Below are 26609 nucleotides of genomic sequence, written 5' to 3' on the forward strand. Positions count from 1 at the left end.
ATGTTCGCCAACTTGAAAATCAGGACACTCGTCATTGGTGTCCTATGCTTTCTCATCGCGCTGATGGTCACCATCGGCGCCATGGGCATCTACAGCGGCCGCCATGCGGTCGGCCTGGTGCGCGACGTTACCGTCGAAGACGAGCGCAACACCACCGTGCAAACGTCCATCCGTCTTGAAATGGAACTCAATCGCAGCCAGATCCTGCAGGCGCTCCAGCATAATCCGGTGCTCTCGTGGGCGCAGCTGCACGACCATCCGCTGACGGTCCACTTCGACCAGATCGACGCGATCGCCGGGCGCACCACCAAGCGCTGGGAAGAATACATCGCCGCCATCAAGACGCCCGAAGAGAAACGCCTGGCCGAGGAGTGGTACGCCAAGAGCGATGGACTGGGCATCGAGAACGTGCGCGCCGCCGCCGCCTTCATCAAGGCCGAGAAGTGGGATGACGCCGAAACGGTCCTGATCAAGAAGATCAACCCGGGCTACCGCATTGGCGACGCCACCCTGGCCAACCTCAAGGAGCTGGCCGCCAAGCGCGTCAAGGCCGACGATGAGATGGTCAACGCCAGCCTGGCGCGCATCGCCTACGGCATGGTCGGCATCCTGCTGCTCGGCGTGGGACTGGGCGTAGCGGTCGGCTGGGCGCTGGTGCGCGCCATCTCGGCGCCGCTGCAGGAAGCCATGCGGATCGCCGTGCGCGTCGCCGACGGCGACCTGACCGGGCAAATCGCCGCGCACGGGAACAATGAAATCGGCGCCTTGCTCGGTGCGATGGACAAGATGAAATCGAACCTGGCGCAGATTGTCTCGGAAGTCCGCAACAGCACCGACACCATTTCGAGCGCCTCGAGCGAAATCGCGGCGGGCAATACCGACCTGTCGGACCGCACCAGCTCGCAGGCCAGTTCGCTCGAGCAGACCGCCGCGTCGATGGAAGAACTCACTTCCACCGTGCGCCAGAACGCCGACAATGCGCGCCAGGCCAATGTGCTGGCCATGTCGGCGTCGGAAGTGGCCACCAAGGGCGGCCTGGTGGTGGCGCAGGTGGTCGAGACCATGGGTTCGATCAACGCCTCGTCCAAAAAGATCGTCGACATCATCGCCGTCATCGACGGCATCGCCTTCCAGACCAACATCCTCGCGCTCAACGCGGCGGTGGAAGCGGCGCGCGCCGGCGAACAGGGACGTGGCTTCGCGGTCGTGGCGTCCGAAGTGCGCAACCTGGCGCAGCGTTCGGCCAGCGCCGCCAAGGAAATCAAGCAGTTGATCGGCGACTCGGTCGATAAGGTCGACAGCGGCGCCAAGCTGGTCGACCAGGCCGGCCTGACGATGCAGGAAATCGTCACCAGCATCCATCGGGTCACCGACATCATGGGCGAAATCACCACCGCCAGCGCCGAGCAGACCGCCGGCATCGACCAGATCAACGAAGCGGTCGGGCAGATGGATTCCATCACCCAGCAAAACGTGGCCCTGGTCGAAGAAGCCGCGGCGGCGGCTGGCCTGCTGCAAGAGCAAGCCAGCACGCTCACGCAAGTGGTCAGCGTGTTCAAGCTCGATGGCGCGGCCGCGTCGATGGCCGCGGTGCGCCACGCGCCGCAGCGCAAGCTTGCCGCCGTGACGGCGCGCCCGGCCGGCAAGCCGGCGCCCGCCGTGCGCAAGCTGGCAGCGCCCAAGCCCGCGCCGCACCAGCGCGCCGCCGCCACGGTCGCCGCATCGGACTGGGAAGAGTTCTGACGCGCGTGCGCGCGCAACGATCGGGCAGGGCGCGGGAGCGCGCCCGCCCGTTTTGTAACAAACTGTCATTGATCCATATCATTGCCGTTTTCCCTTTCGCTGCTGGCGAACAGACGGCACATACCAAATGTTGGTTTAAGAAGACAAGCGACAAATCTTCGATGTAAGGCTTTATTTCTTTCAGGTATCGTGTTTTTCGACAGGCAGCGTGGGCTCCCAACCGCCACGCGCCGTGCCGAATGCACCCTACTGGGAGACAGTATGAAGCACCCGCTCAGCGGCTCGGGCACTCGCCCCGGCGCCATTCTCGCACTTGCCGATGGCACGCTATTTCACGGCAGCGCCGTCGGCGCGCCAGGCCGGACCAGCGGCGAAATCATCTTCAACACCGCCATGACCGGGTACCAGGAAATCCTGACCGACCCCAGTTACGCGCGCCAGATCGTCACCCTGACCTATCCGCATATCGGCAACACCGGCGTCAACCCACACGACTGCGAATCGACGCGCGTGCATGCGGCGGGGCTGGTGATCCGCGACCTGGCGCTGCTGGCATCGAACTTCAGGAGCGGCGCCAGCCTGTCCGACTACCTCGCCGCGCACGGCGTGATCGCAATTGCCGGCATCGACACCCGCAAACTGACACGCCTGCTGCGCGACGGCGGCGCCCAGAACGGCGCCATTGTCAGCGGCGACGACCCGCAGCCGGCGCTGGCACTGGCGCGCGCTTTCGGAGGCCTGGCCGGCGCCGACCTGGCGCGCCTGGTCAGCACCCAAACGGCGTACGAGTGGGACCAGACGGTGTGGCGGATGGAAACCGGTTTCGGACGCCGGCAAGGGGCGCACCTGCACGTTGCCGCCTTCGACTTCGGGATCAAGTCGAACATCCTGCGCATGCTCGCCGAGCGCGGATGCAGGATCACCGTTCTGCCCGCGACGACGCCCGCGGCCGAGGTGCTGGCGCTCGCCCCGGACGGGATCTTTTTGTCGAACGGCCCGGGCGACCCGGCCGCCTGCGACTACGCGATCGAGGCGGCGCGCATCCTGATGGAAAGCCGCATTCCGATGTTCGGCATCTGTCTCGGCCACCAGATCATGGCGCTCGCGTGCGGCGCCACGACGGTCAAGATGAAGTTCGGCCATCGCGGCGCCAACCACCCGGTGCAGGACCTGGCCAGCGGCAAGGTGGCGATCACGTCGCAGAACCACGGTTTCGCGGTCGACGCCGCGACCTTGCCGGCCAATTGCCGGGTCACCCACGTGTCGCTGTTCGACGGCACCTTGCAGGGTTTCGAGCGCGTCGATACACCAGCGTTTTGCTTCCAGGGCCATCCCGAAGCCTCACCCGGCCCGCACGATACGGCTGGCCTGTTCGACCGGTTCGTGACCATGATGGAGGATTGCAAACATGCCTAAGCGCGCAGATATCCGCAGCATTCTGTTGATCGGCGCCGGCCCGATCGTGATCGGCCAGGCGTGCGAGTTCGATTACGCCGGCGCGCAGGCCTGCAAGGCGTTGCGCGAGGAGGGCTACAAGGTCATCCTCGTCAACAGCAACCCGGCCACCATCATGACCGATCCCGAGATGGCCGACGTCACCTACATCGAGCCGATCGCCTGGGAAGTGGTGGCGCGCATCATCGCCAAGGAGCGTCCCGACGCCTTGTTGCCGACCATGGGCGGGCAGACCGCGCTCAATTGCGCGCTCGACCTGCACCGTCACGGCGTGCTGGCCGAATTCGGCGTGGAGCTGATCGGCGCCACGCCCGAAGCGATCGACAAGGCCGAGGACCGCGCCAAGTTCAAGGCCGCCATGACCAGCATCGGCCTGGCGTCGGCCACATCAAGCGTGGCGCACAGCATGGCCGAAGCCTGGGAAGCGCAGGCGGCGCTCGGTTTTCCGGTCGTCATCCGGCCCTCCTTCACCATGGGCGGCAGCGGCGGCGGCATCGCTTACGACGCCGCCCAGTTCCACACCATCTGCCAGCGCGGGCTGGAACTGTCGCCCACCAGGGAGCTGCTGATCGAAGAGTCCCTGCTCGGGTGGAAAGAGTTCGAGATGGAAGTCGTGCGCGACCGCGTCGACAACTGCATCATCGTCTGCTCGATCGAAAACCTGGACCCGATGGGCGTGCACACGGGCGACTCGATCACGGTGGCGCCGGCGCAGACCCTGACCGACAAGGAATACCAGATCATGCGCAACGCCAGCCTGGCGGTGCTGCGCGAGGTCGGCGTGGACACGGGCGGCTCGAACGTGCAGTTCGCGGTCAACCCGCAAGACGGGCGCCTGATCGTCATCGAAATGAACCCGCGCGTCTCGCGTTCGTCGGCGCTGGCCAGCAAGGCCACCGGGTTCCCGATCGCGCGCGTGGCGGCCAAGCTGGCGGTCGGTTTCACGCTCGACGAACTGCGCAACGAAATCACCGGCGGCGCCATGCCGGCCTCGTTCGAGCCGTCGATCGACTACGTGGTGACCAAGATCCCGCGCTTCGCCTTCGAAAAATTCCCCGGCGCCGACGAGCACCTGACCACCCAGATGAAGTCGGTCGGCGAAGTCATGGCGATCGGCCGCACCTTCCAGGAATCGTTCCAGAAGGCCCTGCGCGGGCTCGATATCGGCGTCGACGGCGTGCGCCGCGACGGCATGCAGACCGGGCGCGCGGTGATCGAGGAAGAGCTGCGCAAACCGGGGCCGGACCGCATCTGGTACGTGGGCGCCGCCTTTGCGCAGGGTCACACGCTCGATGAGGTGCACGCCTGCAGCGCCATCGATCCGTGGTTCCTGGCGCAGATCGGCGACCTGGTCGAGATCGAATTGTGGATCGAGCAGCAAACCCTGGCCGCGCTGGACAAGCCGGTCATGGTCCGCCTCAAGCAGCAAGGCTTCGGCGACCGCCGCCTGGCCGCGCTGCTGGGCGAGACCGAGCAGGCGGTGCGCGAGGCGCGCCACGCGCTCGGCGTGCGGCCCGTGTACAAGCGGGTCGATACCTGCGCCGGCGAATTCGCCGCCACCACGGCCTACCTGTATTCGACCTACGACGAACAGTGCGAAGCGGCGCCTAGCGCGCGCCGCAAGATGATGGTGCTCGGCGGTGGCCCGAACCGCATCGGCCAGGGCATCGAATTCGACTACTGCTGCGTGCACGCGGCGATGGCCCTGCGCGAGGATGGCTTCGAGACCATCATGGTCAACTGCAATCCCGAAACCGTTTCCACCGACTTCGACACCTCCGACCGCCTGTATTTCGAACCGGTGACCCTGGAAGACGTGCTGGAGATCGTCGCCATCGAACGGCCCGAAGGCGTGATCGTGCAGTTCGGCGGCCAGACCCCGCTCAAGCTCGCCCTGGCGCTGGAAGCGGCCGGGGTACCCATCATCGGCACCTCGCCCGACATGATCGACGCCGCCGAGGACCGCGAGCGCTTCCAGCAGATGCTGCAACAGATCGACCTGCGCCAGCCGCGCAACCGCACCGCGCGCTCGGAGCAGGAAGCGGTGCGCATGGCCGACGACATCGGCTACCCGCTGGTGGTGCGGCCCTCGTATGTATTGGGCGGGCGCGCCATGGAAATCGTGCACGAAGCGGCGGACCTGGAACGCTACATGCGTGAAGCGGTCAAGGTCTCGCACGATTCGCCGGTGCTGCTGGACCGTTTTCTGGATGACGCCATCGAGGTCGATGTCGACTGCGTGGCGGACGGCAGCCGGGTCCTGATCGGCGGCGTGATGGAGCATATCGAGCAGGCCGGCATTCACTCGGGCGACTCGGCCTGTTCGCTGCCGCCGCATTCGCTGAGCGAGGCCACGGTGCTCGAAATCAAGCGCCAGACCGCGCGCATGGCGATGCAACTGAACGTGGTCGGCCTGATGAACGTGCAGTTCGCGGTGCAGCAGTTGCGGGTCGACGCGCGCCTGCTGGACTTCATCTACGTACTTGAAGTCAATCCGCGCGCCTCGCGCACCGTGCCGTTCGTGTCCAAGGCCACCGGCCTGCCGCTGGCCAAGATCGCCGCGCGCTGCATGGCCGGGCAGTCGCTCGACCAGCAGGGCGTGCAAGAAGCACTGGCGCCACGTTTCTGCGTCAAGGAAGCGGTTTTCCCATTCGCCAAATTCCCCGGCGTGGACACCATCCTCAGTCCCGAAATGAAGTCGACCGGCGAAGTGATGGGGGTCGGCTCGAGCTTCGGCGAAGGCTTCTTCAAGGCCCAGCTGGGGGCGTCGGTGAGGGCGCCCACGGGCGGGCGCGTGTACCTGCGCGTGCGGCGCGGCGACCAGGCGCGCGCGGTGGCGCTGGCACGGCGCCTGGCGGGCGCCGGCTTCACCCTGTGCGCCAGCCTGGTGACGGCGACCGTCATCCACGCCGCCGAAATCGAGGTCGTCGAGATCGACGACGCGGCGGTGCTGGCCGCGCTGGCGGCGCGCGAACTGGCCATGGTGGTGCTGACGGTGGATGAACGGCGCAGCGCGGTGGTCGCTTCGCAGGCGTTGCGGGTGGCCGCGCTGGCCGCCGGCACGGTGGTTTGCACCACCATCGCCGGCGCCGAGAGCATGTTCGAGGCGAGCCTGCATGCGGCCAGCTTCGGCCTGGTGTCGCTGCAAGAGCTGCACCGCGCGCCCGCCCTGGCCGCGCCATCGCCCACAGCGCGGCCACGCCCCACGCCGGCCGACCTGTTGGCGGCCGCCGCCACCTTGCCCGAGCGGCGTCGCCAGGCGCGCCAGCGCACGGTCGGCGCGCCCGCGCTCAAGTTGTTCATCCGCCAGCCCTTCACCGAATCGGACGCCGCCCAGCAGCATCTGATCGGCCAGGTGCTGCACCTGATCGACAGCGCCAACGGCCTGCCGCACCCGTTCGACTACCTGACCGGCGCCAAGGCCGAAAGCGCCGACACCTTCAAGAAATCGTTCGAGCGCGATACCGGCCTGCCGTTCACGCCCAAGCACTTCCGCGACCACCGGCTTGGATTGCTCGACCAGGCCGACGCGCTGGTCAACATCCGGGTCGGCATGAGCGAGAGCAGCGCTTTCGAACTCGGTTACCACATCTTCAAAGGACGCCGCACGCCGGTGCTGTTTTTGGTGTGGAAGGAGGCGCCGATCAAGACCACCCTGATCCGCGAACTGCAGGACCTGTGCGACGTCACCTACCTCGAATTCGGGCATGTGGACGAACTGCGGGCCGGCATCCAGGCATTTTTCGCGCGCTTGCCGCCTCCCGCCGCAAGCTGGTAGGGCACGCACGCACGCAGGCACGCCGGCCGCATGGTGCGGCCGGTGCTTCAACGCTTCCCTTAAGAACAGTAATCCAAGGAGTATTCGAATGTTCGACAACATCAGCATCAAAAGCCTCGTCACCGGGGTTCTCGGCTTCCTGATCGCGCTGCTGGTGGCGGTTGGCGCCATGGGAATTTTTGGCGCAAGCCATTCGGTCTCCCTGATTCGCGACGTCACGCTTGAAGACTATAAAAACAGCTCGGTGCAGGCGGCCAGCCGGCTGGAGATGGAACTCAATCGCAGCCAGATCCTGCAGGCGCTCCAGCACAATCCGGTGCTGCCCTCGTCGCAGTTGCACGACCATGCGCTGACCGTGCATTTCGACCAGATCGAGGCCATCGCCGAACGCGCCACCAAGCGCTGGAAGGAGTACATGGCCGCCATCAAATCGCCTGAAGAAAAGCGCCTGGCCGAGGAGTGGTTTGCCAAAAGCGAGGGGCTGGGCCTGGAACATATCCGCAGCACGGCGGCCCTGATCAAGGCCGGAAAATGGGACGACGCCGAACATGTGCTGATCAAGAAAATCAACCCGACCTACCGTGTGGGCGACGCGGCGATGGAGCGCATGAAGGAAGCCATCGCCACGCGCGTGAACAGCGACGAATTGCGCGTCAAGGAAGAACTCAAGGAAATCGGCTACGCCATGATGGTGGTGTTGTTTGTTGGCGTGGTGCTCGGGCTCGCGGTAGGCTGGGCGCTGCTGCGCGCCATCTCCGCGCCGCTCGAAGAAGCCATGCAGATCGCGGTGCGCGTGGCCGATGGCGACCTGACCGGAAAAATCGGCAAGCACGGACGCAATGAAATCGGCGCCTTGCTTGGCGCGCTGGACAAGATGAAAGCCAACCTGGCCAGCATCGTCTCGGAAGTTCGCAGCAGCACCGACACCATTTCGAGCGCCTCGAACGAAATCGCGGCGGGCAATACCGACCTGTCGGACCGCACCAGCTCGCAGGCCAGTTCGCTCGAGCAGACCGCCGCGTCGATGGAAGAACTCACTTCCACCGTGCGCCAGAACGCCGACAATGCGCGCCAGGCCAATGTACTGGCGCTGTCGGCGTCGGAAGTGGCCACCAAGGGCGGCGTGGTGGTGGCGCAGGTGGTCGAGACCATGGGTTCGATCAACGCCTCGTCCAAAAAGATCGTCGACATTATCGCCGTCATCGACGGCATCGCCTTCCAGACCAACATCCTCGCGCTCAACGCGGCGGTGGAAGCGGCGCGCGCCGGCGAACAGGGACGTGGCTTTGCGGTAGTGGCGTCCGAAGTGCGCAACCTGGCGCAGCGTTCGGCCGGCGCCGCCAAGGAAATCAAGCAGTTGATCGGCGACTCGGTCGATAAAGTCGACAGCGGCGCCAAGCTGGTCGACCAGGCTGGCGTGACGATGCAGGAAATCGTCACCAGCATCGCCCGCGTGACCGACATCATGGGCGAAATCACCACCGCCAGCGCCGAGCAGACCGCCGGCATCGACCAGATCAACGAAGCGGTCGGGCAGATGGATTCGATCACCCAGCAAAACGTGGGCCTGGTCGAGGAAGCGGCGGCGGCGGCCGGCCTGCTGCGCGAGCAGGCCGGCGCGCTGACGCAGGTGGTCAGCGTGTTCAAGGTCGATGGTGCGCCGGCGCGCACGCCGCAGGAGGTGCGCAAGGCGCCTGCGCGCAAACCCGCGTCGGCGGCCCCGCGCCTGGCGGGCAAAGCGCAAGCGGCGGCGCCCAGGGCCGCCGCACAGAATGCGGGCGCACCCAAGGCGGCCGCACCCAAGGCGTCCGCCGCGAGGCGCCCCGCCAGCACCGCCGTCGAAGCCGATTGGGAAGAGTTTTAAGTCAGGTAGAGCGCCCGCGGCGCCGGGCCGCGGGCGTGTATTTATACCGCGACCTTACACCGCGACCGGCGCCTTGATGTGCGGGTGCGACTGGTAGCCCTCGACCTCGAAGTCCTCGAATTTGTAGTCGAACAGCGAGTCGGGTTTGCGCTTGATGAGCAGGCGCGGGAGCGCGAACGGCTCGCGCGCAAGCTGCAGGTCGACCTGCTCCATGTGGTTCGAATACAGGTGGCAGTCGCCGCCGGTCCAGACGAAGTCGCCCACTTCCAGGCCGGCCTGCTGGGCCATCATGTGGGTCAGGATCGCATACGAGGCGATATTGAATGGCACGCCCAGGAAAATGTCGGCGCTGCGCTGGTACAGCTGGCAGGACAGCTTGCCGTCGGCCACATAGAACTGGAACAGCGCGTGGCACGGGGGCAGCTTCATGTTCGGGATATCGGCCACGTTCCAGGCCGAGACGATCATGCGGCGCGAGTCGGGATTATTCCTGATCTGCTCCATCACCTGCGAGATCTGGTCGATATGGGCGCCGCCCGGCGTTGGCCAACTGCGCCACTGGTAGCCGTAGATCGGACCGAGGTCGCCATTGGCGTCGGCCCAGTCATCCCAGATACTGACGCCGTTGTCCTTGAGGTAGCCGATATTGGTGGAGCCGGCCAGGAACCAGATCAATTCATGGATGATGGACTTGAGATGGACTTTCTTGGTGGTCACCAGCGGGAAACCATCTTGCAGGTTGAAGCGCATCTGATGGCCGAAGACGGAGCGCGTACCGGTGCCGGTGCGGTCGGTTTTTTCGGTGCCATGGTCTTTCACATGGCGCATGAAGTCGAGGTATTGGCGCATGGCTAAATCGCTGATTATACCTCACGGTCCGGCCATGGCCCGGGCCAGCAGTTCGACGCTGTCGCGCACGCGCTGGTCGGGCAGGGCGGCGAGGTTCTCGCCGACGTACAGTTCGACCACGCAGGTGTCGCCCAGCGCGCCGTGGGCGGCGCGGCCGAACAGCCATATCTTGTGCTCGTGCGCGATGCGGTCGCGGATCGCCAAAGCGCGCTCGCGCGCGACCGGCAGGTGCAGGTGCAGCATGTTCGCCTGCGGGCGCGCCGGATTGACGCGGATCGCCGGAAAGTCGCGCAGCACCTCATAGAGCCACTCGGTGCGGCGGAAGTAATGCGGCATGGCGGCCAGGCGCGCGTCGAACTGCATCGCCGCCGCCACCACGTAGGGCGAGCGGTGAATCACATTGCCGCCTTCGCGGCGGAACCACTCGGCGGCGCGTTCGACGAACGCGCGGCGCCCGGCCAGCATGGCGCCACCGAGCCCGCCGATGCCCTTGTACAGCGACACATATACCGAATCGAAGCCGGCGGCGATCTCGCGCAGCGGGCGCTTGTAGCCGGCGGCCGCTTCCCACAGGCGCGCGCCATCCATGTGCAGGTGCGCGTTGCGGGTGCGGCAGTGGGCCTTGATCGCTTCGAGTTCCTCCCACGGCGGGTTTTGTCCGCCGATTTCGCGCATGGGAATTTCGATGGCGACGGCGCCGAGTTTATCGGGAATGGCGCGCAAGTCGTCGCTCGACCAGGGGCGGTGCCGGTCGCCCGCCTGCAGCGCGTGGAAGTGGCCGAGCAACTGGTAGTTCGATTTTTCGTGGACGATGATGTGCGACGTCGGATGGAGTGCCACAAGGGTGCTGGCGCGGTCCTCGCAGGCCAGGCGCAGCGCGGTCACCTGGGCCATGGTGCCGCTGATGCAGAACACGGCCGCCTCGAAGCCGAGCAAGTCGGCGATTTTCTGCTCGAACTCCTCGATCAGGGCGCCGTTGCCGTAGACGTCATGGGCGACGCGATTATCTTCGCACCACGCGGCCATGGCGGCGAACATCTGCGCCGGCGTGCGCGCCCGATGGCCCGGCAGCACCGTATGACACTGTTGAAACAACTCGGCATCCGTCACCACGATCTCCTTGAGCAACTATCTCCCAACCGGGGTCTGACCTCTGATTCGAAACATTGTTAAACCGGTAGCCGGCAGCGCGCTGCGATGCCCGACATGCCGCCTCAATGCGTCGACTTGGTTGGTGCTATCGTCGCAAAACCCGGGTCTGTCCCCGGTTTTGCAACAAAAATGTTAAAAGTTTCGAATCAGAGGTCAGACCCCGGTTTGGGGGTTCAGGCCGCTTCGTGGGCGATGTGGATGTTGTGGAACTGCAGGGCGGCGAGGTTGGCGTAGATGCCGCCCAGCGCGACCAGCGAGGCGTGCGTGCCGGTTTCGACGATCCGGCCGTCTTCCATCACGATGATGCGGTCGGCCCGCTGCACCGTCGCCAGCCGGTGCGCGATGATGACCGTGGTGCGCCCGACCATCGCCGCTTCCAGCGCACTTTGCACCAGCCGCTCCGATTCGGCGTCCAGCGCGCTGGTCGCTTCGTCGAGCAGCAGCAGCGGCGGGTTTTTCAGCAGCGCGCGCGCAATCGCGATCCGTTGCCGCTGCCCGCCCGAGAGCCGTACCCCGCGCTCGCCCAGGAACGATTTGTACCCCTGCGGCAGGCGTTCGATGAATTCGTGGGCGGCCGCCATGCGCGCGGCGGCGATCACTTCGGCGTCGCTGGCGCCGGCGCGCCCGTAACGGATGTTTTCCATGGCGTCGGCCGAGAAAATCACCGTGTCTTGCGGGACGATGCCGATGGCGTCGCGCAGGGTGTGCAGGTCGAGCCGCTTGATGTCGACGCCATCCAAGGTGATGGTGCCGCTTTGCGGGTCGTAAAAGCGCAGGAACAGCTGGAACAGGGTGGTCTTGCCAGCCCCCGAGGGGCCGACCACGGCCACCGTTTCGCCAGGCGCGATCGACAGTGTCAGGTGCCCCAGCGCCGCCGTCTCAAGCCGCGATGGGTACGAGAAGGTGACGTCGTTTAAGGCCAGCGCGGCCCCGGTGGCGGTGCGCGCGGGCAGGGCGACCGGCTTGGCCGGGTTCTGGATCGACGATTGCACCGACAGCAGTTCGAGCAGGCGTTCGGTGGCGCCGGCGGCGCGCTGCGCTTCGCCCATCACTTCCGACAGCGCGCCGATCGAGCCGGCCACGATCGAGGCGTACAAAATGAACTGGCCAAGGTCGCCGCCGGTCATGGTCCCTTCCAATACGGCGTGCGCGCCCAGCCACAGCACGAACACGATGGTGCCGAACACCAGCACGATGGCGAGCATCGTCAGCAGCGCGCGCGCGCGGATGCGCCGCATGGCGGTCGCAAAGGCGCCTTCGACCGACTTGCCGAAGCGCGCCGATTCGATTTTTTCGTGCGTGAAGGCTTGCACGGTCGGCATGGCGTTGAGGATTTCGCCGGCCATGGCGGAGGCGTCGGCGATGCGGTCTTGCGAGTCGCGCGAGAGCTTGCGCACGCGCCGCCCGAACAGCACGATCGGCACGATCACCGCCACCAGCAGCGCCAGGATGATGGAGGAGAGCTTGACGCTGGTGACGAACAGCATCACCAGGCCGCCCAAGAACAGCAGCACGTTACGCAGTGCCATCGAGATGCTGGTGCCGACCACCGCCTGGATCAGGGTGGTGTCGGTGGTGATGCGCGAGAGGACTTCGCCGGTTTGCGTGGTTTCGAAAAACTCGGGGCTCTGGTCCACCACGTGCTGGTAGACGGCGCTGCGGATGTCGGCGGTGACCCGCTCGCCCAGCCAGCTGACGGTGAAAAAGCGCGCGGCGGTGGCCACGGCCAGCAGCGAGGCGACGCCGAACAGGGCGAGAAAGGTGGCGTCGACATGGCGGATGCTCCTGGCCCCGGCCGAGGCGCCGAAACCGAGGTCGATCATCTGCTTGAAGGCGGCCGGAATCGCCAGCGTGGCGCCGGCGGCGACCACCAGCGCGATGCCGGCCATCAGGAACTGGCGGCGGTACGGCCGCAGGAACGGGAACAGGCCCTTGAACGCGGCGAGACTTCCTTTGCGGTTGGTGTCGGACGCGTTGGTGCTGGAACTGCTGCTTGGGGCGCTGCTGGTGGAGCTGTTGGTCATTGTGTCAGTGCTTCAGTGTTCGTTTTTTAAAATTTCATCGCACGGTCGTAACCGGTCATTTCAAGGTAGCCATGGCCGGCTTGCGCGCCGTCGCGCTTGATCGTCACCGCGCCTTCCCAGTACACGGCGCCGGTCGAGCGCCGCGAATCGAGTTCCTGGTCCGGCTGCAGGGGGGTGATCTGCCATTGCGTGGCGCCGGTGGTGATTGTCGTCGCCACCGGGTAGACGGCCTTCGTGCGCGGCGACGTCCAGTGGACCTGCGGCGTAAATACCACGTCGTCGGGGGCGTATTGGGTCACTTTGCCGGCCGCATCGCGCAGCGTCGCGTGCGCCCATAGTTTACCACCTTGTTTGCCGCGGATCTGGAAAGCCATCAGCGCCGAGCCGTCATCGAGGTTGGCGCCGACCCAGTTCCAGCCCTGGGTATCGGGCGGCAGCGCTTCGGTCGACCATTCGTGATCGAGCCAGGCGCGCCCTTCGACCGTGCGCGCGGCCCCGTTGCCGGCGGCGGCGCTGCCGCTTACCTTCAGTTGCGGCTCGCTGTAGTAGTAGCTCGCATGCCGGCCTTGCGCGCTTTTGCGCGAGTAGCCGTTTTCGCCTTGCGGCAGGACCGGCTGGGTCGGCGCCAAGGTCAGGTTCAGGTTCAGCTTCGGCGAGACGATGGTGACCTGGTAGGCGCCGTCGGCCCCGCGCACCATGCGCCAGTCGTCCAGTTTGAGGTCGGTGGTGCCGGTTTTGGCGTATGCCAGGCCGAAGCCTTCGCGTACGGTGCGCTGGTCGTGCGCCAGCTTGCCGAGCGCCGGGTCGGACAGCGCGGCGTGCCCGATTACCAGTTGCCTGGGCGCGAACGCGCTCGGATTGGCGCGGTCATGCCCGGTGGCGCGCCTGAAGAAGGTGACCTGGAAGCCGAGCGGCTTGCCGTCGGCGGTCGTGAGCCAGCCCGTGACGTACCACCATTCGGTGAGGTAGTCTGGATGGGCGCCGTAGTCCGCCGGGAACGACAGTGCTTTGCCGGGCGCGACCGTGCCGAACACCGGCGGCGCCGCGTGCCCGGCCTGCGCCGCCGCCAGCAGCAGCGCAAGAATGAATCTGAATCCGAATCGTTTCACCAGTCCTCCCTGACTGCTCGAATAGGTCCGCCCGAGAGCGCATAGCGCCCCGACACCAGCGCTGTGACCACCGACGCGATCAACAGCACGGCGGCCACGCCGGCCACCAGCGGCCAGGGCACGTGCAGCTGCATCGACCAGTGGAACGACTGCGGGTTGACCACGTAGACCAGGATGGTGCTGATGATGAGGCCGAGGACGAAGCCGCAGGCCACGCCGAGCGCGGTCAGGGCGCCGCCTTCGAGCGCGAGGATGCGCAGGATCTGCCCGCGCGTCACGCCCACGTGGCGCAGCATGCCGAATTCCTTGGCGCGCGCCAGGGTCTGGGCCGAGAAGGTCGCCGCCACCCCGGCCAGGCCGATGGCGATGGCGATCGCTTCGAGCACGTAGGTGACGGCGAAGCTGCGGTCGAAAATGGTCATGCTGAGCGCACGGATGTCGCCCGGTTTGGCGAAAAACAGCGTGCGGCCGAAGGGCAGGGCGCGTATCTGCTGTTCCATCTGGTCGGCCGTGACGCCCTGCCTGGCCCACATGGCGGAGTCGTTTACTTGCGTGTCGCCGGTGAGGCGCCGGTAGTCCGGCAGGCGCATTTGCACCGAGCCGGCTTGGGTTGCGTAGTCGCGCCACACGCCGGCAACAAAAAAATCGCGCAGCTGGCCGCCGAGCGGCATGCGTAGCGTGCCCCCGGCGCGCACGCCATACAGGTCGACCATCGCTTCCGACACCCAGACCGGCGCCGCGCCGGCCGGCGCCGGTACGGTTGCGCCGCGCAGCAGGAGCATGCGGCCAGGGTCGGCCGCGTCGATGTTGCGCGCCATGAGCAGCACGTCGGGCCGCGCCGGGTCGAGCGAGATCTGGCGCGAACGCATAAAATCGACCCGCGCCGCGCCCGGCAGGGCGGCCAGCGCGGCCTGCTGCGGGGGGCCGAGCCCGCCGGCGCTGCCGCCGCTGGCGATGCGCACATACAGGTCGGCCGGCAGCAGTTGCACCAGCCAGTCGTCGAGCGAGACGCGAAAGCTCGATACCATGATCGCCATCGCCACCATCAGGCTGAAACTCGACAGCACGCCGCCCAGCGCAATGGCGGCCTGGCCGGAGGCGTTGGCCAGGCGCGCCATGGTCAGCGCGAGCACCGGATGGCGCGTGTTGCGGCGCATCGCCACGCGGTTGACCAGTCCGAACAGCGAGGCGGCCAGGCGCGGCATCAGGCCGATCCCGCCGATCAGCAGCAGGCCGATGGCGACGTAGCCGAACAGCGGCAGTTCGAATACCGGCGGCGCGAACGCCAGCGCGCATGCCGCAACGATGCACAGCGCCGATGGCCAGACGCGCGCAAGGCGCGCCAGCGCGACTTCGTCGGCGCCGGACTTGAGCGCCACGGCCAGCACCGCGCGCGAGGCTTCCCAGGCGGGCGCCAGGCAGCCAAGCAAGGCTACGCCCAGTCCCAGGGTGAAGAAGACCACGGCCGCCACCGGCGTGAAGTGGACCGCCGGGCGCGCGCCGGCAAAGTAGCCGGCCCCCAGGTCGCCGCCGAAGAAATGCAGTGCGGCCGCCGCCAGCGCGTAGCCGGCGCCGATGCCGAGCAGGGCGCCGAGCACGCCCAGGCTGGCGCCTTCGAGCATTACCTGGCGCAGCAGCTGGCCGCGTTCGACGCCGAGCACGCGCAGCAGCGCGAACTGGCTGCGGCGCCGGATCACCGACAGCGCCTGGGTGGAAAACACCAGGAAGGCGCCGGTAAACAAGGCCACCAGCGCCAGCACCGTGAGGTTGACGCGGTAGGCCCGGCTCATGCCCTGGTTGCGGCTTTCGGCGTCTTCGTCATTCGGCTGGCCGACGTTGAAGCGCCCCGGAAAATCGCGTTCGAGTTCCTGCGCCAGTTCGCGCGCAAAGCCGGCGCGGTCGACGCCATCGCGCAGGCGCAGGTCGATCCGGGTGAGCGTGCCGATTTTGTCGAAGCGCCATTGGGCCGCGCCGATGTCCATCACGCCGATGCGCTGACCGGGGCGCGCTTGTTGCAGGCCGCCGGCCACGCGCAGGGAAAAGTCGCGCGTGCCCGAGCGCAGTTGCACGGCGCCGCCGCGCTGCGTCTTGAGCCAGCTCATGGCCGCCGGCGACAGGAACACGGCGTCGTCGGCCATCATGTCGAGCATATTTTCGCCGTCGGTGGCGGCCAACAGGCCGGGCGAGACAAAACCGGCGCGAAAGGCGTCCAGGCCGATGATTTTCAGGTTGCCCTGCTCGCCCGGCACGCCGGCGTTGAGGGACAGCACCGGGGAGGCCACCGCCACCGAGCGGTGCTGGGCCAGGCGCGGGTAAATCGCTTCGTCGAAGCCGGTGTCGCGCGCCGCGACCTGGATGTCGGCCTGGCCCGACAGGCTCTTGACCGCCGCCGAAAATTCATTGAAGGCGGAGGCGTTGATCAGGTGGATGGCAAAGCCCATCGCCACGCCGACCGCGATTGCGGCCACCGCGAGCAGAGCGCGCACCGGGTGGGCGCGCCATTCGCCGAACAGGAGCCAGCGTGACAGTGTCTTCATCGGCTGCACGCCGCTTCCACCGCCCGCGCCATGACCTCGGCGTCGAGGTCGCGTTCGATCTTGCCTTGTCCGCCGACCTTGGCCGCTTCGGCGGCCAGGCGCTTTTGGTCTTTTTTCTGTCGTTGCTGCATGCGGGCGCACTCCGCCTGGCGCCCGGCGGAGACGCGGTTGATGTGGGCGGCGTCGTGCGCGGCCTGGGTCTGCCTGGCCGTGCTGGCGGTGCGCTCTTTGTCCCGCGCCGCCAGCACGGCCTTTTGCCGCTCCAGGGTGCTGGCGGCATCGGCCTGGGCGCCCGTCGCTGGCGGCGTGGTTTCGAGCTCGGTGGCGCGGCCGGCGGTGCAGGGCGCGCTGCTGTAGGTGATCTTGCCGCCGACGCTGCATTTGTAGATGCTGTCGGCATGGGCAGCGCCGCACAAGGCCAGCAGGCCCAGGATGGTCAGGTGTCGTAACATGATGGGGCTCCGGGTCAAAGGATTTTTCCTGGATTCATAATGCCGAGCGGGTCCAGCGCCGCTTTGACGGCACGCATCATGTTCAGTTCAACCTCCGGTTTATATCGCTTGAGCTCGTCTCGTTTGAGGGCGCCGATGCCGTGCTCGGCCGAAATCGAGCCGGCATGCGCGGCCACGCTGTCGTGGACGATGCGGTTGATGGCTTCCTGGTTGACCAAAAAATCCTCGTGCGCGGCGCCCGGCGGCGGCGCCACGTTGTAGTGCAGGTTGCCGTCGCCCACGTGGCCGAAACAGACCAGCTGGCAGCCGGGGTAGGCCGCCAGCACCAGGGCGTCGGTGCTGTCGATGAAGTCGGCGATGCGCGAGACCGGCAGGGCAATATCGTGCTTGATGTTCTTGCCGGCCGCCGCTTGCGCCAGCGGAATGTGTTCGCGCAATTGCCACAGGGCCAGCGACTGGCCGACCGAGGTGGCCACGACGGCGTCGTCGGCAATATCCTGGGCAATCGCGTCGGCGATGGTTTGTTCGAGCAAGCCGACCGCGTGCTGTTCCGATTCGCTGCTCGACAGTTCCAGCAGCACGTACTGGGGATGGCGCGTCACGAAGGGCTGCGCCAGGCTGGGAAAATGCGTGCCCACCAGGCGCAGGCAAAAGTCGGACATCAGCTCGAAGCCGGTCAGGCTGGCGCCGCAGCGGTCCTGGGCCAGGCGCAGCAGGTCGAGCGCCTGGCGTGGCGCGGCGATGGCCACCAGCGCCGTGATCGATGCCTTTGGCTGCGGAAACAGGCGCAGGACCGCGCCGGTGATCACGCCAAGCGTGCCTTCGGCGCCGATGAACAGGTCGCGCAGGTCGTAGCCGGTGTTGTCCTTGCGCAGGGCGCGCAGGCCGTTCCAGAGTTCGCCCTGGGGCGTGACCACTTCCAGCCCCAGGCAGAGCTCGCGTGTGTTGCCGTAACGCAGCACGGCGGTGCCGCCGGCATTGGTCGACAGGTTGCCGCCGATGCTGCAACTGCCTTCGGCCGCGAGCGACAGGGGAAACAGGCAACCCTCGGCGGCGGCCGCTTCCTGGATCGTTTGCAAGATGCAGCCGGCGTCGACCGTAATGGTGCGGTTGAGCGCGTCGAGCGCGCGCACCCGGTTCAGGCGCGCCAGCGACAGCACCACGGCGCTGCCGCTCGCGTCCGGCACGCTGCCGAGCACCAGGCCGGTCTTGCCGCCCTGGGGCACCAGCGGCACGCGGTGCGCGGCGCAGGCTCGCACCAGTTGCGCCACCTGCTCCGGGTCGGCCGGGCGCAGCACCGCCAGCGCGCGCCCGGTGAAGCGTCCGCGCCAGTCGGTGAGAAAGGGCGCCATGTCGGCCTCGCCGGTGAGCACGTGGGCCGCGCCGGCGATGGCGCGGCAGCGCTCGAGGAAGCCGGCGCCGGGGGCGGCTCCAGGCAATGCGTTCGGCTCGCTCACTTGGTCGACTTGGTGGAGTTGACTTTCTCCAGCAATTCCTTGGCCATTTTCTTCGCGGCTTTTTTATACGGGCGCAGGTACAGCAGCGCGCAGGCGAAATAGATGAAGACGAGCGCGATTTCGCCCATCGCCATGAAGCGCGACACTTCCAGCTTGTCGCTCCAGGCGCGCACCACGCCTTCGGTGAAGTAGAGCAAGATCACCATCGACGACCATTGCAGGGTATAAATGTCGCGCTTGATTACCCCGCCCAGGGGGATCAGCAGGGGCAAGACCTTGAGCGAGAGGATCCAGCTGCCGGGGCGCAATGGCGCGACCACGGTTTCCCAGGCCAGCAGCCAGGCGATCAGGATCACCAGGCTGGCGATGGCGCCGATGTGAAAGTACTTTGGTGGCTGCATTTAGTTAGCTCCCTGCCGCGCGCCGTGCAGGCGCGCGGCGGTTTCCGCCAGGCGCCGGCCCATGGCCACGGCCAGGCGTTTTTCATCGTCGCTGACCGGCTTGTCGCCGTCCACGCCGGCCCAGTGGGTCGGGCCGTAAGGCGTGCCGCCGCTGGTGGTGGTCATCAGTTCAGGATTGCTGTAAGGCAGTCCCATGATCATCATACCGTGGTGCAGCAGCGGGATCATCATCGACAGCAGGGTCGATTCCTGGCCGCCGTGCAGGCTGCCTGTGGACGTGAAGACCACCGCCGGCTTGCCCGACAGGGTGCCGGCCAGCCATTCGGCCGCCGTGCCGTCCAGAAAATATTTGAGGCTGGCGGCCATGTTGCCGAAGCGCGTGGGCGAGCCCAGCGCCAGGCCGGCGCACTCGGCCAGGTCCTGCGCTTCCACGTAGGGCGCGCCGGCCGCCGGAATGGCCGGCGCGGTCGCTTCGGCCACGCTGGAGACGGCGGGCACGGTGCGCAGGCGCGCATCGACCCCGGGCACGCTCTCGATGCCCTGGGCAATCATTTCGGCCAGCTTGCGCGTGGCGCCATGGCGCGAGTAGTACAAAACGAGAATAATCGGATTGGTTTGGTTCATCGTTGGTATTATAGGGCGCTTTACAGGGTTACATCGGCGCAGCCGGCGCGTTTTTCACGCGTTTATCGAGATACATGCTTTCAAAAACAGTCCATTCGATTTCCCGGTCCACCAGCGAAATGATCAATACCAGCGTCGACATGGTACGCGGCCTGACCTGGAGCGAAGTGCGCGACCTGCTGCGCTTCGCCCGGCGCCGCCTGAACGAAGAGAAATTGCCGCAGGTGGCAGGCAGCCTCACGTTCACCAGCACCCTCGCGCTGGTGCCGCTGTTGACCATCGTGCTGGCCATTTTCACGACCTTTCCGGTATTTAGCAATTTTCGGGTTGCATTGGAAGCGTATTTTGTCCAGACCCTGATGCCCAAGGCCATCGCCAACACCATCACCGGCAACCTGACCCAGTTCGCCAGCAAGGCCAAGAGCCTGTCGGCGGTCGGCGCGGTCGCGCTGGTGTTCACCTCGGCGGCGATGATGAACATGATTGAGCGCGCCTTCAATCAGATCTGGCGCGTGCGCGAAGTACGCCCGATCGCCCAGCGCGTCACCATTTACTGGGCGCTGGTCACGCTCGGGCCGCTGCTGTTCGGCTTGTCGCTGACGGCCACTTCGCAACTGTTCAGGGCCACCAGCGCGCTGACCGACGCTTCGCCGTTCTTCAGTGCCCTGTTTTACACGGTCGCCTCGGTCGGGCTGACCACCGGCGCCTACACGCTGTTATATATGACGGTGCCGAACCGCTTCGTCGACTGGCGCGACGCCGTCTGGGGCGGCCTGGTGGCGGCGGTCGCCTTCGAGGTCGCCAAGCGCCTGTTCGCCATGTTCGTCAGCCAGTTTCCGACCTACGCGATCATTTACGGGGCGCTGGCGGCGCTGCCGCTGTTTTTGCTCTGGATTTACCTGTCGTGGATGATTACCCTGGTCGGCGCGATCATCACGGCGGCGCTGCCGGTCGTCAAGTACGAACGCTGGTGGTACGAGCCGGCGCCGGGCGGGGAGTTCGTCGACGCCATGGCGATCTTGAAAGTCCTGTACGGACGCGCCCAGTTGAGCGACACGGCGCTGGTGTCGAGCGCGGCGATTCGCGCCCACACCCGCATCGGCTACGATGAAATGACCACCTTGCTCGAACAGATGCTGGCCGTGGGCTGGGTCGGCCGGGTGCAGGCCGACGTGACCACGCGTTCGCGCTGGGGCAAGCGCGCCATCGAGAGCGCCGAGAACTGGGTGTTGCTGGTCAATGTGGACAAGCTCAAACTGTCGGACGTGTACCGCCTGTTCGTGTTCGGGCGCACCGCGATCGACGCGGCCGTGGCCATCGATGTCGATAAAGAATACGAGCTCGACAAGAACTCACCGCTGACGCTCGACGGCAGCGCGCTGGCGCGCCAGGTCGAGTTGGCGGTCGAGGAAGGCTTGAACCAGACCCTGGCGCAGCATTTTGCGGCACCACGCTTGCCGGCGGCGCGCGCGTGAGCAGGTCCTGCTTGTTTTTTGCCGATAGTTAAGGGCCCGCATGATGTGCTGCCCGGAATTGGCGTAGGCAAGCGGCCGATCTTCGCGCCGTTCAGGGAACTTGTTGAGTAACTGGGGCTCTAACAAGGAAGCTTGTGTTGATCATGCGCGCCGGAGTTAATGGCGACGTCGCGCGATAGTTAATCCTATACCGAAGTACATATTTCTGGAGTTCGCCGTGTCCGACCTCACTTCGTTGGCACTTGAACTTGATCGCGAAACCCAGCGCCGCCTCGATCGCTTGGCTGAAGTGCGCCAACTGTCGCCGCGCGCGATGATGAACGAAGCGATCGTGCAGTATCTTGAACGCGAGGAAAAGAGCGAAGTTTCGCGACAGAAATCCCTTGACGCATGGAATGAGTATCAGGCAACCGGGTTGCACCTTACTGGTGATGAAGTCATAGCATGGCTTGAGACGTGGGGAGATGAAAACGAGCTTCCCGCACCGGAGTGCCACAAGTGACAATGATTGCTGATGTCGTCAGGCGCACAAAACGGCTTCGCGTGCTAAAACGTGGGAAGATGCAGGCCTACCAGCTCAGCTTGCCCGTCAGCATCTGCCAGTACATCACCCAATCGCCCATGAACGAATACAGCGGTCGCGAAAACGAGGCCGGCCGGTTCTTTTCATAGAAAAAGTGCCCGACCCACGCGCCACCGTAGCCCGAGACCAGCGCCGCCACGATCCACCAGGCATTCATGCTCACTACATACTGCGCCAGCGCCCCAAGCGCCGATGAGCTGCCGATAAAATGCGCCCGCCGGCACAGCATGTTCGCATGCTGCGTCAGGTAGTAAGGATAAAACTCGGCGAAGCTGGCGTGGCGGGTCGACATGCGGCTCTCCTGACGCCCGCTATGCCGGTTCGGTGGCGAACCCGAACAGCGCGTCCAGCACGGCGTCCGGCTGTTCGGCCATCAGCTGGTGCCCGGCATCGACCTGGACGATCTTGCCATGCTTGATGGCGGACGTCAGCACCTTGGTCGAACGCGGCGGCGTCATCATGTCCTTGCTGCCGAAAATGAACAGGGTGGGGCAGCTCACCGCTTCCGCCGCGACCTGGCCGTTGGCGTACGCATTGCAGGCGTAAAAATCGGTGTAGAACAGTTGGTCCGGATTGATGGCCGACATGCGCTGCATCAGCCGGCGCGCGCCGCCCATCGTGTAAAACCCCGGCCCAGGGCAGGAGGGTTTTTGCGCCATCGACGAGTGCGAGAAGATGTTGACCATGTCGATCGCGGCTTGCTCGTTGTTCTTGGCCGTATCGAGCAGCGCATCGGACACCTTCATCGGATAGGTGGTGCCCAGGAGCGCCAGGTGGGTCACCCTGCGCGGCGCCTGGAACGCCGCTTCGAGCGCGATCAGGGAGCCCATGCTGTGGCCGGCCAGGATGGCGCGTTCGACACCGGCGGCGCCCAGCACCGCCAGCAGCCAGGCGGCCATCTCTTCAACGCTGTGCAGGGCCGCGCCCTTGCTGCGCCCGTGGCCGGGCAGGTCGACCGCCAGCACATTAAAACCGTGGTGCGCAAAATAGCGCGACTGCAAAGCCCACACCGAATGGTCGTTCTGGGCGCCGTGGATGAAGACGATGGTCGGATGAAGCGCGTTGAAGGCTTTGCCGCCGGTGTAGCAGTAGGCGTCGACGCCGGGCATGTTGTACATCATGTCAGGCTCCCTTCTGCGACAGTTTCAGGCCGCGCGCCAGGTCTTCGATCAGGTCGTCCACGTTTTCCAGCCCGATCGACAGGCGCATGGTGCCTTCCTTGATGCCGGACGCGGCCAGCTGTTCGGTCGGCACGCGGAAGTGGGTGGTGGACGCCGGATGAATCACCAGCGACTTGGCGTCGCCCACGTTGGCCAGGTGCGAGAAGATCTTGAGCGCGTCGACAAAGCGCCGCCCGGCGGCGCGGTCGCCTTTAAGACTGAACGAGAACACCGCGCCGCAACCCTTGGGCAGCAAGCGCTTGGCCAGCGCATAGTCGGGATGCGACTCCAGTTCCGGATACGACACCGATTCCACCGCGGGGTTCGACAGCAGGAATTCGACCACCTTGCGCGTGTTGGCCACGTGGCGGTCCATGCGCAGGCTGAGCGTCTCGATGCCCTGCAGGACCGCGAACGCGTTATGGGGGCTCATCACCGCGCCGAAATCGCGCAGGCCTTCGCGCCGCGCGCGCAGCGAAAACGGCGCCACGGTCGACTCCTCGGCGAACACCATGCCGTGGAAGCCTTCGTACGGCTCGCACAATTCGGCGAAGCGCCCGGTCTTGTCGTACGCGGCCTGCCAGTCGAAGGTGCCGCCGTCGACCAGCAAGCCGCCGATGGCGGTGCCGTGCCCGCACAGGAACTTGGTGGCCGAGTGGAAGACCAGGTCGGCGCCGTGATCGAACGGGCGCAGCAAATACGGCGTGGTGAAGGTCGAATCCATCATCAGCGGCAGGTGATGGTCGTGGGCGATGGCCGAGACGGTGGCGATATCGAGCACGTCGAGCCCCGGATTGCCCAGCGTTTCGGCGAACAGCACCTTGGTGTTGGGGCGGATGGCGGCGCGCCAGGCGTCATGGTCGCGCGGGTCGACGAAGGTGGTTTCGATGCCGAAGCGCTTGAGGGTGTAGGCCAGCAGGTTCTGCGAGCCGCCGTACAGCGCGCGCGAGGCGACGATGTGCGAGCCGGCCCCGGCGATGGTTACCAGGCCGAGGTGCATCGCGGCCTGGCCGCTGGCGGTGGCAATGCCGGCCACGCCGCCTTCGAGCGCGGCGATGCGCTCTTCCAGCACGGCGTTGGTGGGGTTCGAGATGCGCGAGTACACATGGCCGGCGCGCTCCATATTGAACAGCGAGGCCGCGTGGTCCGAGTCCTTGAACGCGAACGAGGAGGTGAAATAGACGGGGGTGGCGCGCGCGCCGGTGGCCGGGTCGGGCGCGGCGCCGGCGTGCAGCGACAGGGTGTCGAAGCCGGGATATTGAGGTCCGCTCATGGTGGGCTCATCTCATGGAAAAAGGATGGGCCGAATCGTAGCACGCATGCGTTGCACAAAAGCGTGGTTTGCTCGTTAAAATGGTGCAAATGCCAATCGGGCGCTGTCACCAGTGCCATGATCCATCGCAATGCTGGATTTTTTGCCAAGCTTACGCTACAGTCGGAGCTAGGGCTTATAAAAGACATCCCCTTATAACCTCACCAGATCAGGCGGCCACCATGAAAGTCTCAGAAATCCTTCAAGTGAAGGGCAACATCCTCTATACCGCAACGCCCGAGATGCTGCTCGTCGATGCCGTCAACACCATGGCCGAAAAGGACATCGGTTCGCTGGTGGTCATGGAATTCGGCGACCTGGTCGGCATGCTGACGTTTCGCGAAGTCATCAAGGTGCTGCACAAGAATAACGGCGCGGTCGGCGCGGGCACGGTGCGCAAGCACATGGACGACCACCCGATCACCGTCACCCCGGACACCGAAGTGAATGAAGTGCGCCGCATGATGCTCGAAAAGCATGCGCGCTACCTGCCGGTGATGAACGCCAAGACCCTGCTCGGCGTCATTTCGTTCTACGACGTCGCGCGCGCGGTGCTGGAAGCGCAAAGCTTCGAAAACCGCATGCTCAAGGCCTACATCCGCGACTGGCCGGCCGAAACCGCACAGGAAGACTGATTTGAGCCCGGCCCCGGGCGCGACGCGCCGCTTCAAACAGGTGGACGTGTTCACCGGCGTCGCGCTCAAGGGCAATCCCCTGGCCGTGGTGTTAGACGCCGACGGCTTGTCCGACGCTGACATGCAAGCGATGGCGCGCTGGACCAACCTGTCCGAAACCACCTTCGTGCTGACGCCGCGCGATGCGCAGGCCGACTACCGCGTTCGTATCTTTTCTCCCGATACCGAGTTTCCGTTTGCCGGCCATCCCACGCTGGGCACGGCGCATGCCTTGCTCGAAGCGGGCCTGGTCCCGCGCCGCGCCGGCACGCTGGTGCAGGAGTGCGGCGTGGGGCTGGTGCCGATCGACGTCGGCGCCGGTGGCATGCTGGCGTTTCGCGCACCGGCGGCCAGCCTGGCGCCGATGGCGCTCCAGCACCAGACATTGCTGGCGCGGGTCTTGCCGGACACTGAGCTAGATGCCGGATGCACGCCGCTGATCGCCACCATGGGCATCGCCTGGCTGGTGGTGCGCCTGGCAAGCGCGCAAGCCTGCCTTGATGCGCGCGTCGACGGCGCCTCGCTGCAGGAACTGACGCGCCTCGGCGTGACCGGCGTGGCGATCTACGGCCCGTATGACGCCGACGGGCCGGCCGATTACGAGGTCAGGGCGCTGTTTACCAAGCACGGATCGCTGGTCGAGGACCCCGTTACCGGCAGCGCCAACGCCTGCATCGCGCGCGTGCTGCAGGCGCAGGGCTTTCCCGACGGCGGCGAGACCAGCCGCGCTTACAGCGCTCGCCAGGGCGGCTGTTTGCAGTGCGACGGCCGCATCGCGGTCACCTATGTCGATGGGCAGCCGTGGATCGGCGGCCAGTCGGTCACGGTGGTCGATGGCGTGGTGCGCATCTAAGATGTGGCATCGCTATGCATGCCTGATCGTCGCAGCCAGTGTGGCCGGCGCCGCGACGGCGTCGGCGGCAAGCCCGGACACACCTTGTGGCAAGCATGATGCCGGGGCGGCCGGCAAAGTGGCATTGCCGGCGATGAGCATCAAGACGGCGCTGTATGGGGTGGCTGTGTCGGGTCGCTTACTCAAAGTCGACCTCAATGGCGGCAAGACGACCATTCTGTCCGACCACGGTTTCGAATCGATGCCCTCCTTGCGCGCCTCGGCCGACGGCAGATGGCTCAGTTATAGCGGCGTGCTCAAAACGGGTAACAAGACGCAGTACTGGCTCTACGACCGGCGTCGTCATTCAGAACAGCTGGTGTATGAACACCCTGCATGGGGTGGTGGCATTCCCGCATTTTCGCCGGACAGCCGCTACCTCGCCATTGGCGCCGCTTACGACAGCCGCTGGGGCGGCGCCAGCGGCGATGGCCTGTTCCTGTTTGATACCCAAACGTCGCGCTTGTTACCCGTCAAACTGCCACCAGGAATATCCGGGCGGCAGGCATGGCCATCGACCAGCTGGTCGCGCGACGGCACGCTGCTATTCCTGGCGCGCGGGTTGTTGCCAGATGCCCGTTTCAGCTATGTTGGCTATCATCCCGCGAGTACGAGAAGCAGCATGCTGTCGGGCCAGTACGATTCGCAGGAACATCGTTATACGTTCAAGCGTGGTAACAAGACCATACCCGCCGCCGATGAAGGCGTGCCGCGATCTGACATCGCGCACGAATCGGGCTGGTCGCCGGGCGGGCAGTGGCGCGCGTACTTCGACCAGCGACAGGATAGCCGTCCGTATCAGCTGCTTGTTGCAGGCAAAGCCGGCGCGATCAGGCCGGTCGCTGTGGGCGGCTATTCCCAATGCGAAGGCTACACGCTCAACATCATTGGCTGGTTTGACGAGCGCCATCTGCTGTACCGAAGCGGCATGACGACGTACCGGGTCTTCGACGCGGAAACGGGGAACACGGCGGATCTTCCGGGCGAAGACGACATGCCGCTGTCGTTCACGTGGTAGAGCAGTGCCGGCCTGTCCCGGTCCGTGACCGCTCTCCATGAACGCATACG

At 65.8% G+C, this 26609-nt stretch carries 21 protein-coding genes; 9 read left to right on the plus strand and 12 right to left on the minus strand.

The window, feature by feature from the left end:
- The 4 genes from F0185_RS35145 to F0185_RS35285 all read left to right on the plus strand — a co-directional run bounded on the left by F0185_RS35145 (position 1) and on the right by F0185_RS35285 (position 8840).
- Positions 1 to 1743, plus strand: a complete 1743-nt coding sequence (locus tag F0185_RS35145; protein ID WP_167221537.1) for a methyl-accepting chemotaxis protein — start codon at positions 1 to 3, stop codon at positions 1741 to 1743.
- A gap of 261 nt (positions 1744 to 2004) precedes the next feature.
- On the plus strand, positions 2005 to 3159 hold the full coding sequence (carA, locus tag F0185_RS03170; protein ID WP_167221539.1) for a glutamine-hydrolyzing carbamoyl-phosphate synthase small subunit: 1155 nt from the start codon (positions 2005 to 2007) through the stop codon (positions 3157 to 3159).
- The gene (carB, locus tag F0185_RS03175) at positions 3152 to 6976 is read left to right on the plus strand and encodes a carbamoyl-phosphate synthase large subunit (protein ID WP_167221541.1); all 3825 of its coding nucleotides are present in this window, start codon (positions 3152 to 3154) and stop codon (positions 6974 to 6976) included. The genes carA and carB overlap by 8 nt, the downstream gene beginning before the upstream one ends.
- An 88-nt stretch (positions 6977 to 7064) precedes the next feature.
- A complete protein-coding gene (locus F0185_RS35285) occupies positions 7065 to 8840 on the plus strand; it encodes a methyl-accepting chemotaxis protein (protein WP_167221543.1) in 1776 nt (591 codons plus the stop codon).
- A 54-nt stretch (positions 8841 to 8894) separates the two neighbouring features.
- Here F0185_RS35285 and F0185_RS03185 read toward each other — a convergent pair whose 3' ends face one another.
- The 9 genes from F0185_RS03185 to wrbA form a co-directional block, all read right to left on the minus strand.
- Positions 8895 to 9689 carry a thymidylate synthase gene (locus tag F0185_RS03185; protein ID WP_167221545.1) on the minus strand — a complete coding sequence of 265 codons (795 nt, stop codon included), beginning with the start codon at positions 9687 to 9689 and terminating at the stop codon, positions 8895 to 8897.
- 21 nt (positions 9690 to 9710) lie between these two features.
- Positions 9711 to 10799 carry a threonine aldolase family protein gene (locus tag F0185_RS03190; RefSeq protein WP_167222163.1) on the minus strand — a complete coding sequence of 363 codons (1089 nt, stop codon included), beginning with the start codon at positions 10797 to 10799 and terminating at the stop codon, positions 9711 to 9713.
- Between the two features lie 215 nt (positions 10800 to 11014).
- Positions 11015 to 12865, minus strand: a complete 1851-nt coding sequence (locus tag F0185_RS03195; RefSeq protein ID WP_167221547.1) for an ABC transporter transmembrane domain-containing protein — start codon at positions 12863 to 12865, stop codon at positions 11015 to 11017.
- A gap of 26 nt (positions 12866 to 12891) precedes the next feature.
- Positions 12892 to 13974, minus strand: a complete 1083-nt coding sequence (locus tag F0185_RS03200; protein ID WP_167221549.1) for a lipocalin-like domain-containing protein — start codon at positions 13972 to 13974, stop codon at positions 12892 to 12894.
- Positions 13971 to 16511 carry an FtsX-like permease family protein gene (locus F0185_RS03205; RefSeq protein ID WP_167221551.1) on the minus strand — a complete coding sequence of 847 codons (2541 nt, stop codon included), beginning with the start codon at positions 16509 to 16511 and terminating at the stop codon, positions 13971 to 13973. The genes F0185_RS03200 and F0185_RS03205 overlap by 4 nt, the downstream gene beginning before the upstream one ends.
- Entirely contained in the window at positions 16508 to 16963 is a 456-nt protein-coding gene (locus F0185_RS03210; protein ID WP_167221553.1) for a DUF4124 domain-containing protein, read from the minus strand. Before F0185_RS03210 ends, F0185_RS03205 begins: the two co-directional genes overlap by 4 nt.
- 14 nt (positions 16964 to 16977) lie before the next feature.
- Entirely contained in the window at positions 16978 to 18420 is a 1443-nt protein-coding gene (locus tag F0185_RS03215; RefSeq protein ID WP_370663966.1) for an FAD-binding oxidoreductase, read from the minus strand.
- Entirely contained in the window at positions 18417 to 18821 is a 405-nt protein-coding gene (locus F0185_RS03220) for a DUF2069 domain-containing protein (RefSeq protein ID WP_166885019.1), read from the minus strand. The genes F0185_RS03215 and F0185_RS03220 overlap by 4 nt, the downstream gene beginning before the upstream one ends.
- A complete protein-coding gene (gene wrbA, locus F0185_RS03225) occupies positions 18822 to 19445 on the minus strand; it encodes an NAD(P)H:quinone oxidoreductase (protein WP_167221555.1) in 624 nt (207 codons plus the stop codon).
- Between the two features lie 74 nt (positions 19446 to 19519).
- On the opposite strand from wrbA, the gene F0185_RS03230 reads away from it, so the two are divergent.
- Both F0185_RS03230 and F0185_RS03235 read left to right on the plus strand, forming a co-directional pair.
- The gene (locus tag F0185_RS03230) at positions 19520 to 20920 is read left to right on the plus strand and encodes a YihY family inner membrane protein (RefSeq protein ID WP_229476709.1); all 1401 of its coding nucleotides are present in this window, start codon (positions 19520 to 19522) and stop codon (positions 20918 to 20920) included.
- 217 nt (positions 20921 to 21137) lie between these two features.
- The gene (locus tag F0185_RS03235) at positions 21138 to 21422 is read left to right on the plus strand and encodes a CopG family ribbon-helix-helix protein (RefSeq protein ID WP_167221556.1); all 285 of its coding nucleotides are present in this window, start codon (positions 21138 to 21140) and stop codon (positions 21420 to 21422) included.
- A 67-nt stretch (positions 21423 to 21489) separates the two neighbouring features.
- Here the strand turns inward: F0185_RS03235 and F0185_RS03240 are convergent, their stop codons facing one another.
- Genes F0185_RS03240 through F0185_RS03250 form a run of 3 tightly spaced genes read right to left on the minus strand, consistent with a single transcriptional unit; the run spans position 21490 to position 23936 of the window.
- On the minus strand, positions 21490 to 21795 hold the full coding sequence (locus tag F0185_RS03240) for an Mpo1-like protein (RefSeq protein ID WP_167221558.1): 306 nt from the start codon (positions 21793 to 21795) through the stop codon (positions 21490 to 21492).
- A gap of 19 nt (positions 21796 to 21814) precedes the next feature.
- Positions 21815 to 22624 carry an alpha/beta fold hydrolase gene (locus F0185_RS03245; protein ID WP_167221560.1) on the minus strand — a complete coding sequence of 270 codons (810 nt, stop codon included), beginning with the start codon at positions 22622 to 22624 and terminating at the stop codon, positions 21815 to 21817.
- A 1-nt stretch (position 22625) separates the two neighbouring features.
- Complete coding sequence (locus F0185_RS03250; protein WP_167221562.1) at positions 22626 to 23936, minus strand: O-acetylhomoserine aminocarboxypropyltransferase; 1311 nt, start codon at positions 23934 to 23936, stop codon at positions 22626 to 22628.
- Between the two features lie 221 nt (positions 23937 to 24157).
- On the opposite strand from F0185_RS03250, the gene F0185_RS03255 reads away from it, so the two are divergent.
- From F0185_RS03255 to F0185_RS03265, 3 genes are read left to right on the plus strand one after another with little or no spacing between them, the layout of a single operon-like run.
- Positions 24158 to 24610 (plus strand): CBS domain-containing protein, encoded by a 453-nt coding sequence (locus F0185_RS03255; RefSeq protein WP_166874557.1) that lies wholly within the window; start codon positions 24158 to 24160, stop codon positions 24608 to 24610.
- Between the two features lies 1 nt (position 24611).
- Positions 24612 to 25502 carry a PhzF family phenazine biosynthesis protein gene (locus tag F0185_RS03260; protein ID WP_167221564.1) on the plus strand — a complete coding sequence of 297 codons (891 nt, stop codon included), beginning with the start codon at positions 24612 to 24614 and terminating at the stop codon, positions 25500 to 25502.
- Position 25503: 1 nt separating this feature from the next.
- Complete coding sequence (locus F0185_RS03265) at positions 25504 to 26559, plus strand: TolB family protein (protein ID WP_167221566.1); 1056 nt, start codon at positions 25504 to 25506, stop codon at positions 26557 to 26559.
- Positions 26560 to 26609 lie beyond the last annotated feature (50 nt).

The organism is Massilia rubra (genome assembly GCF_011682065.1).
GTDB lineage: Bacteria > Pseudomonadota > Gammaproteobacteria > Burkholderiales > Burkholderiaceae_D > Telluria_A > Telluria_A rubra.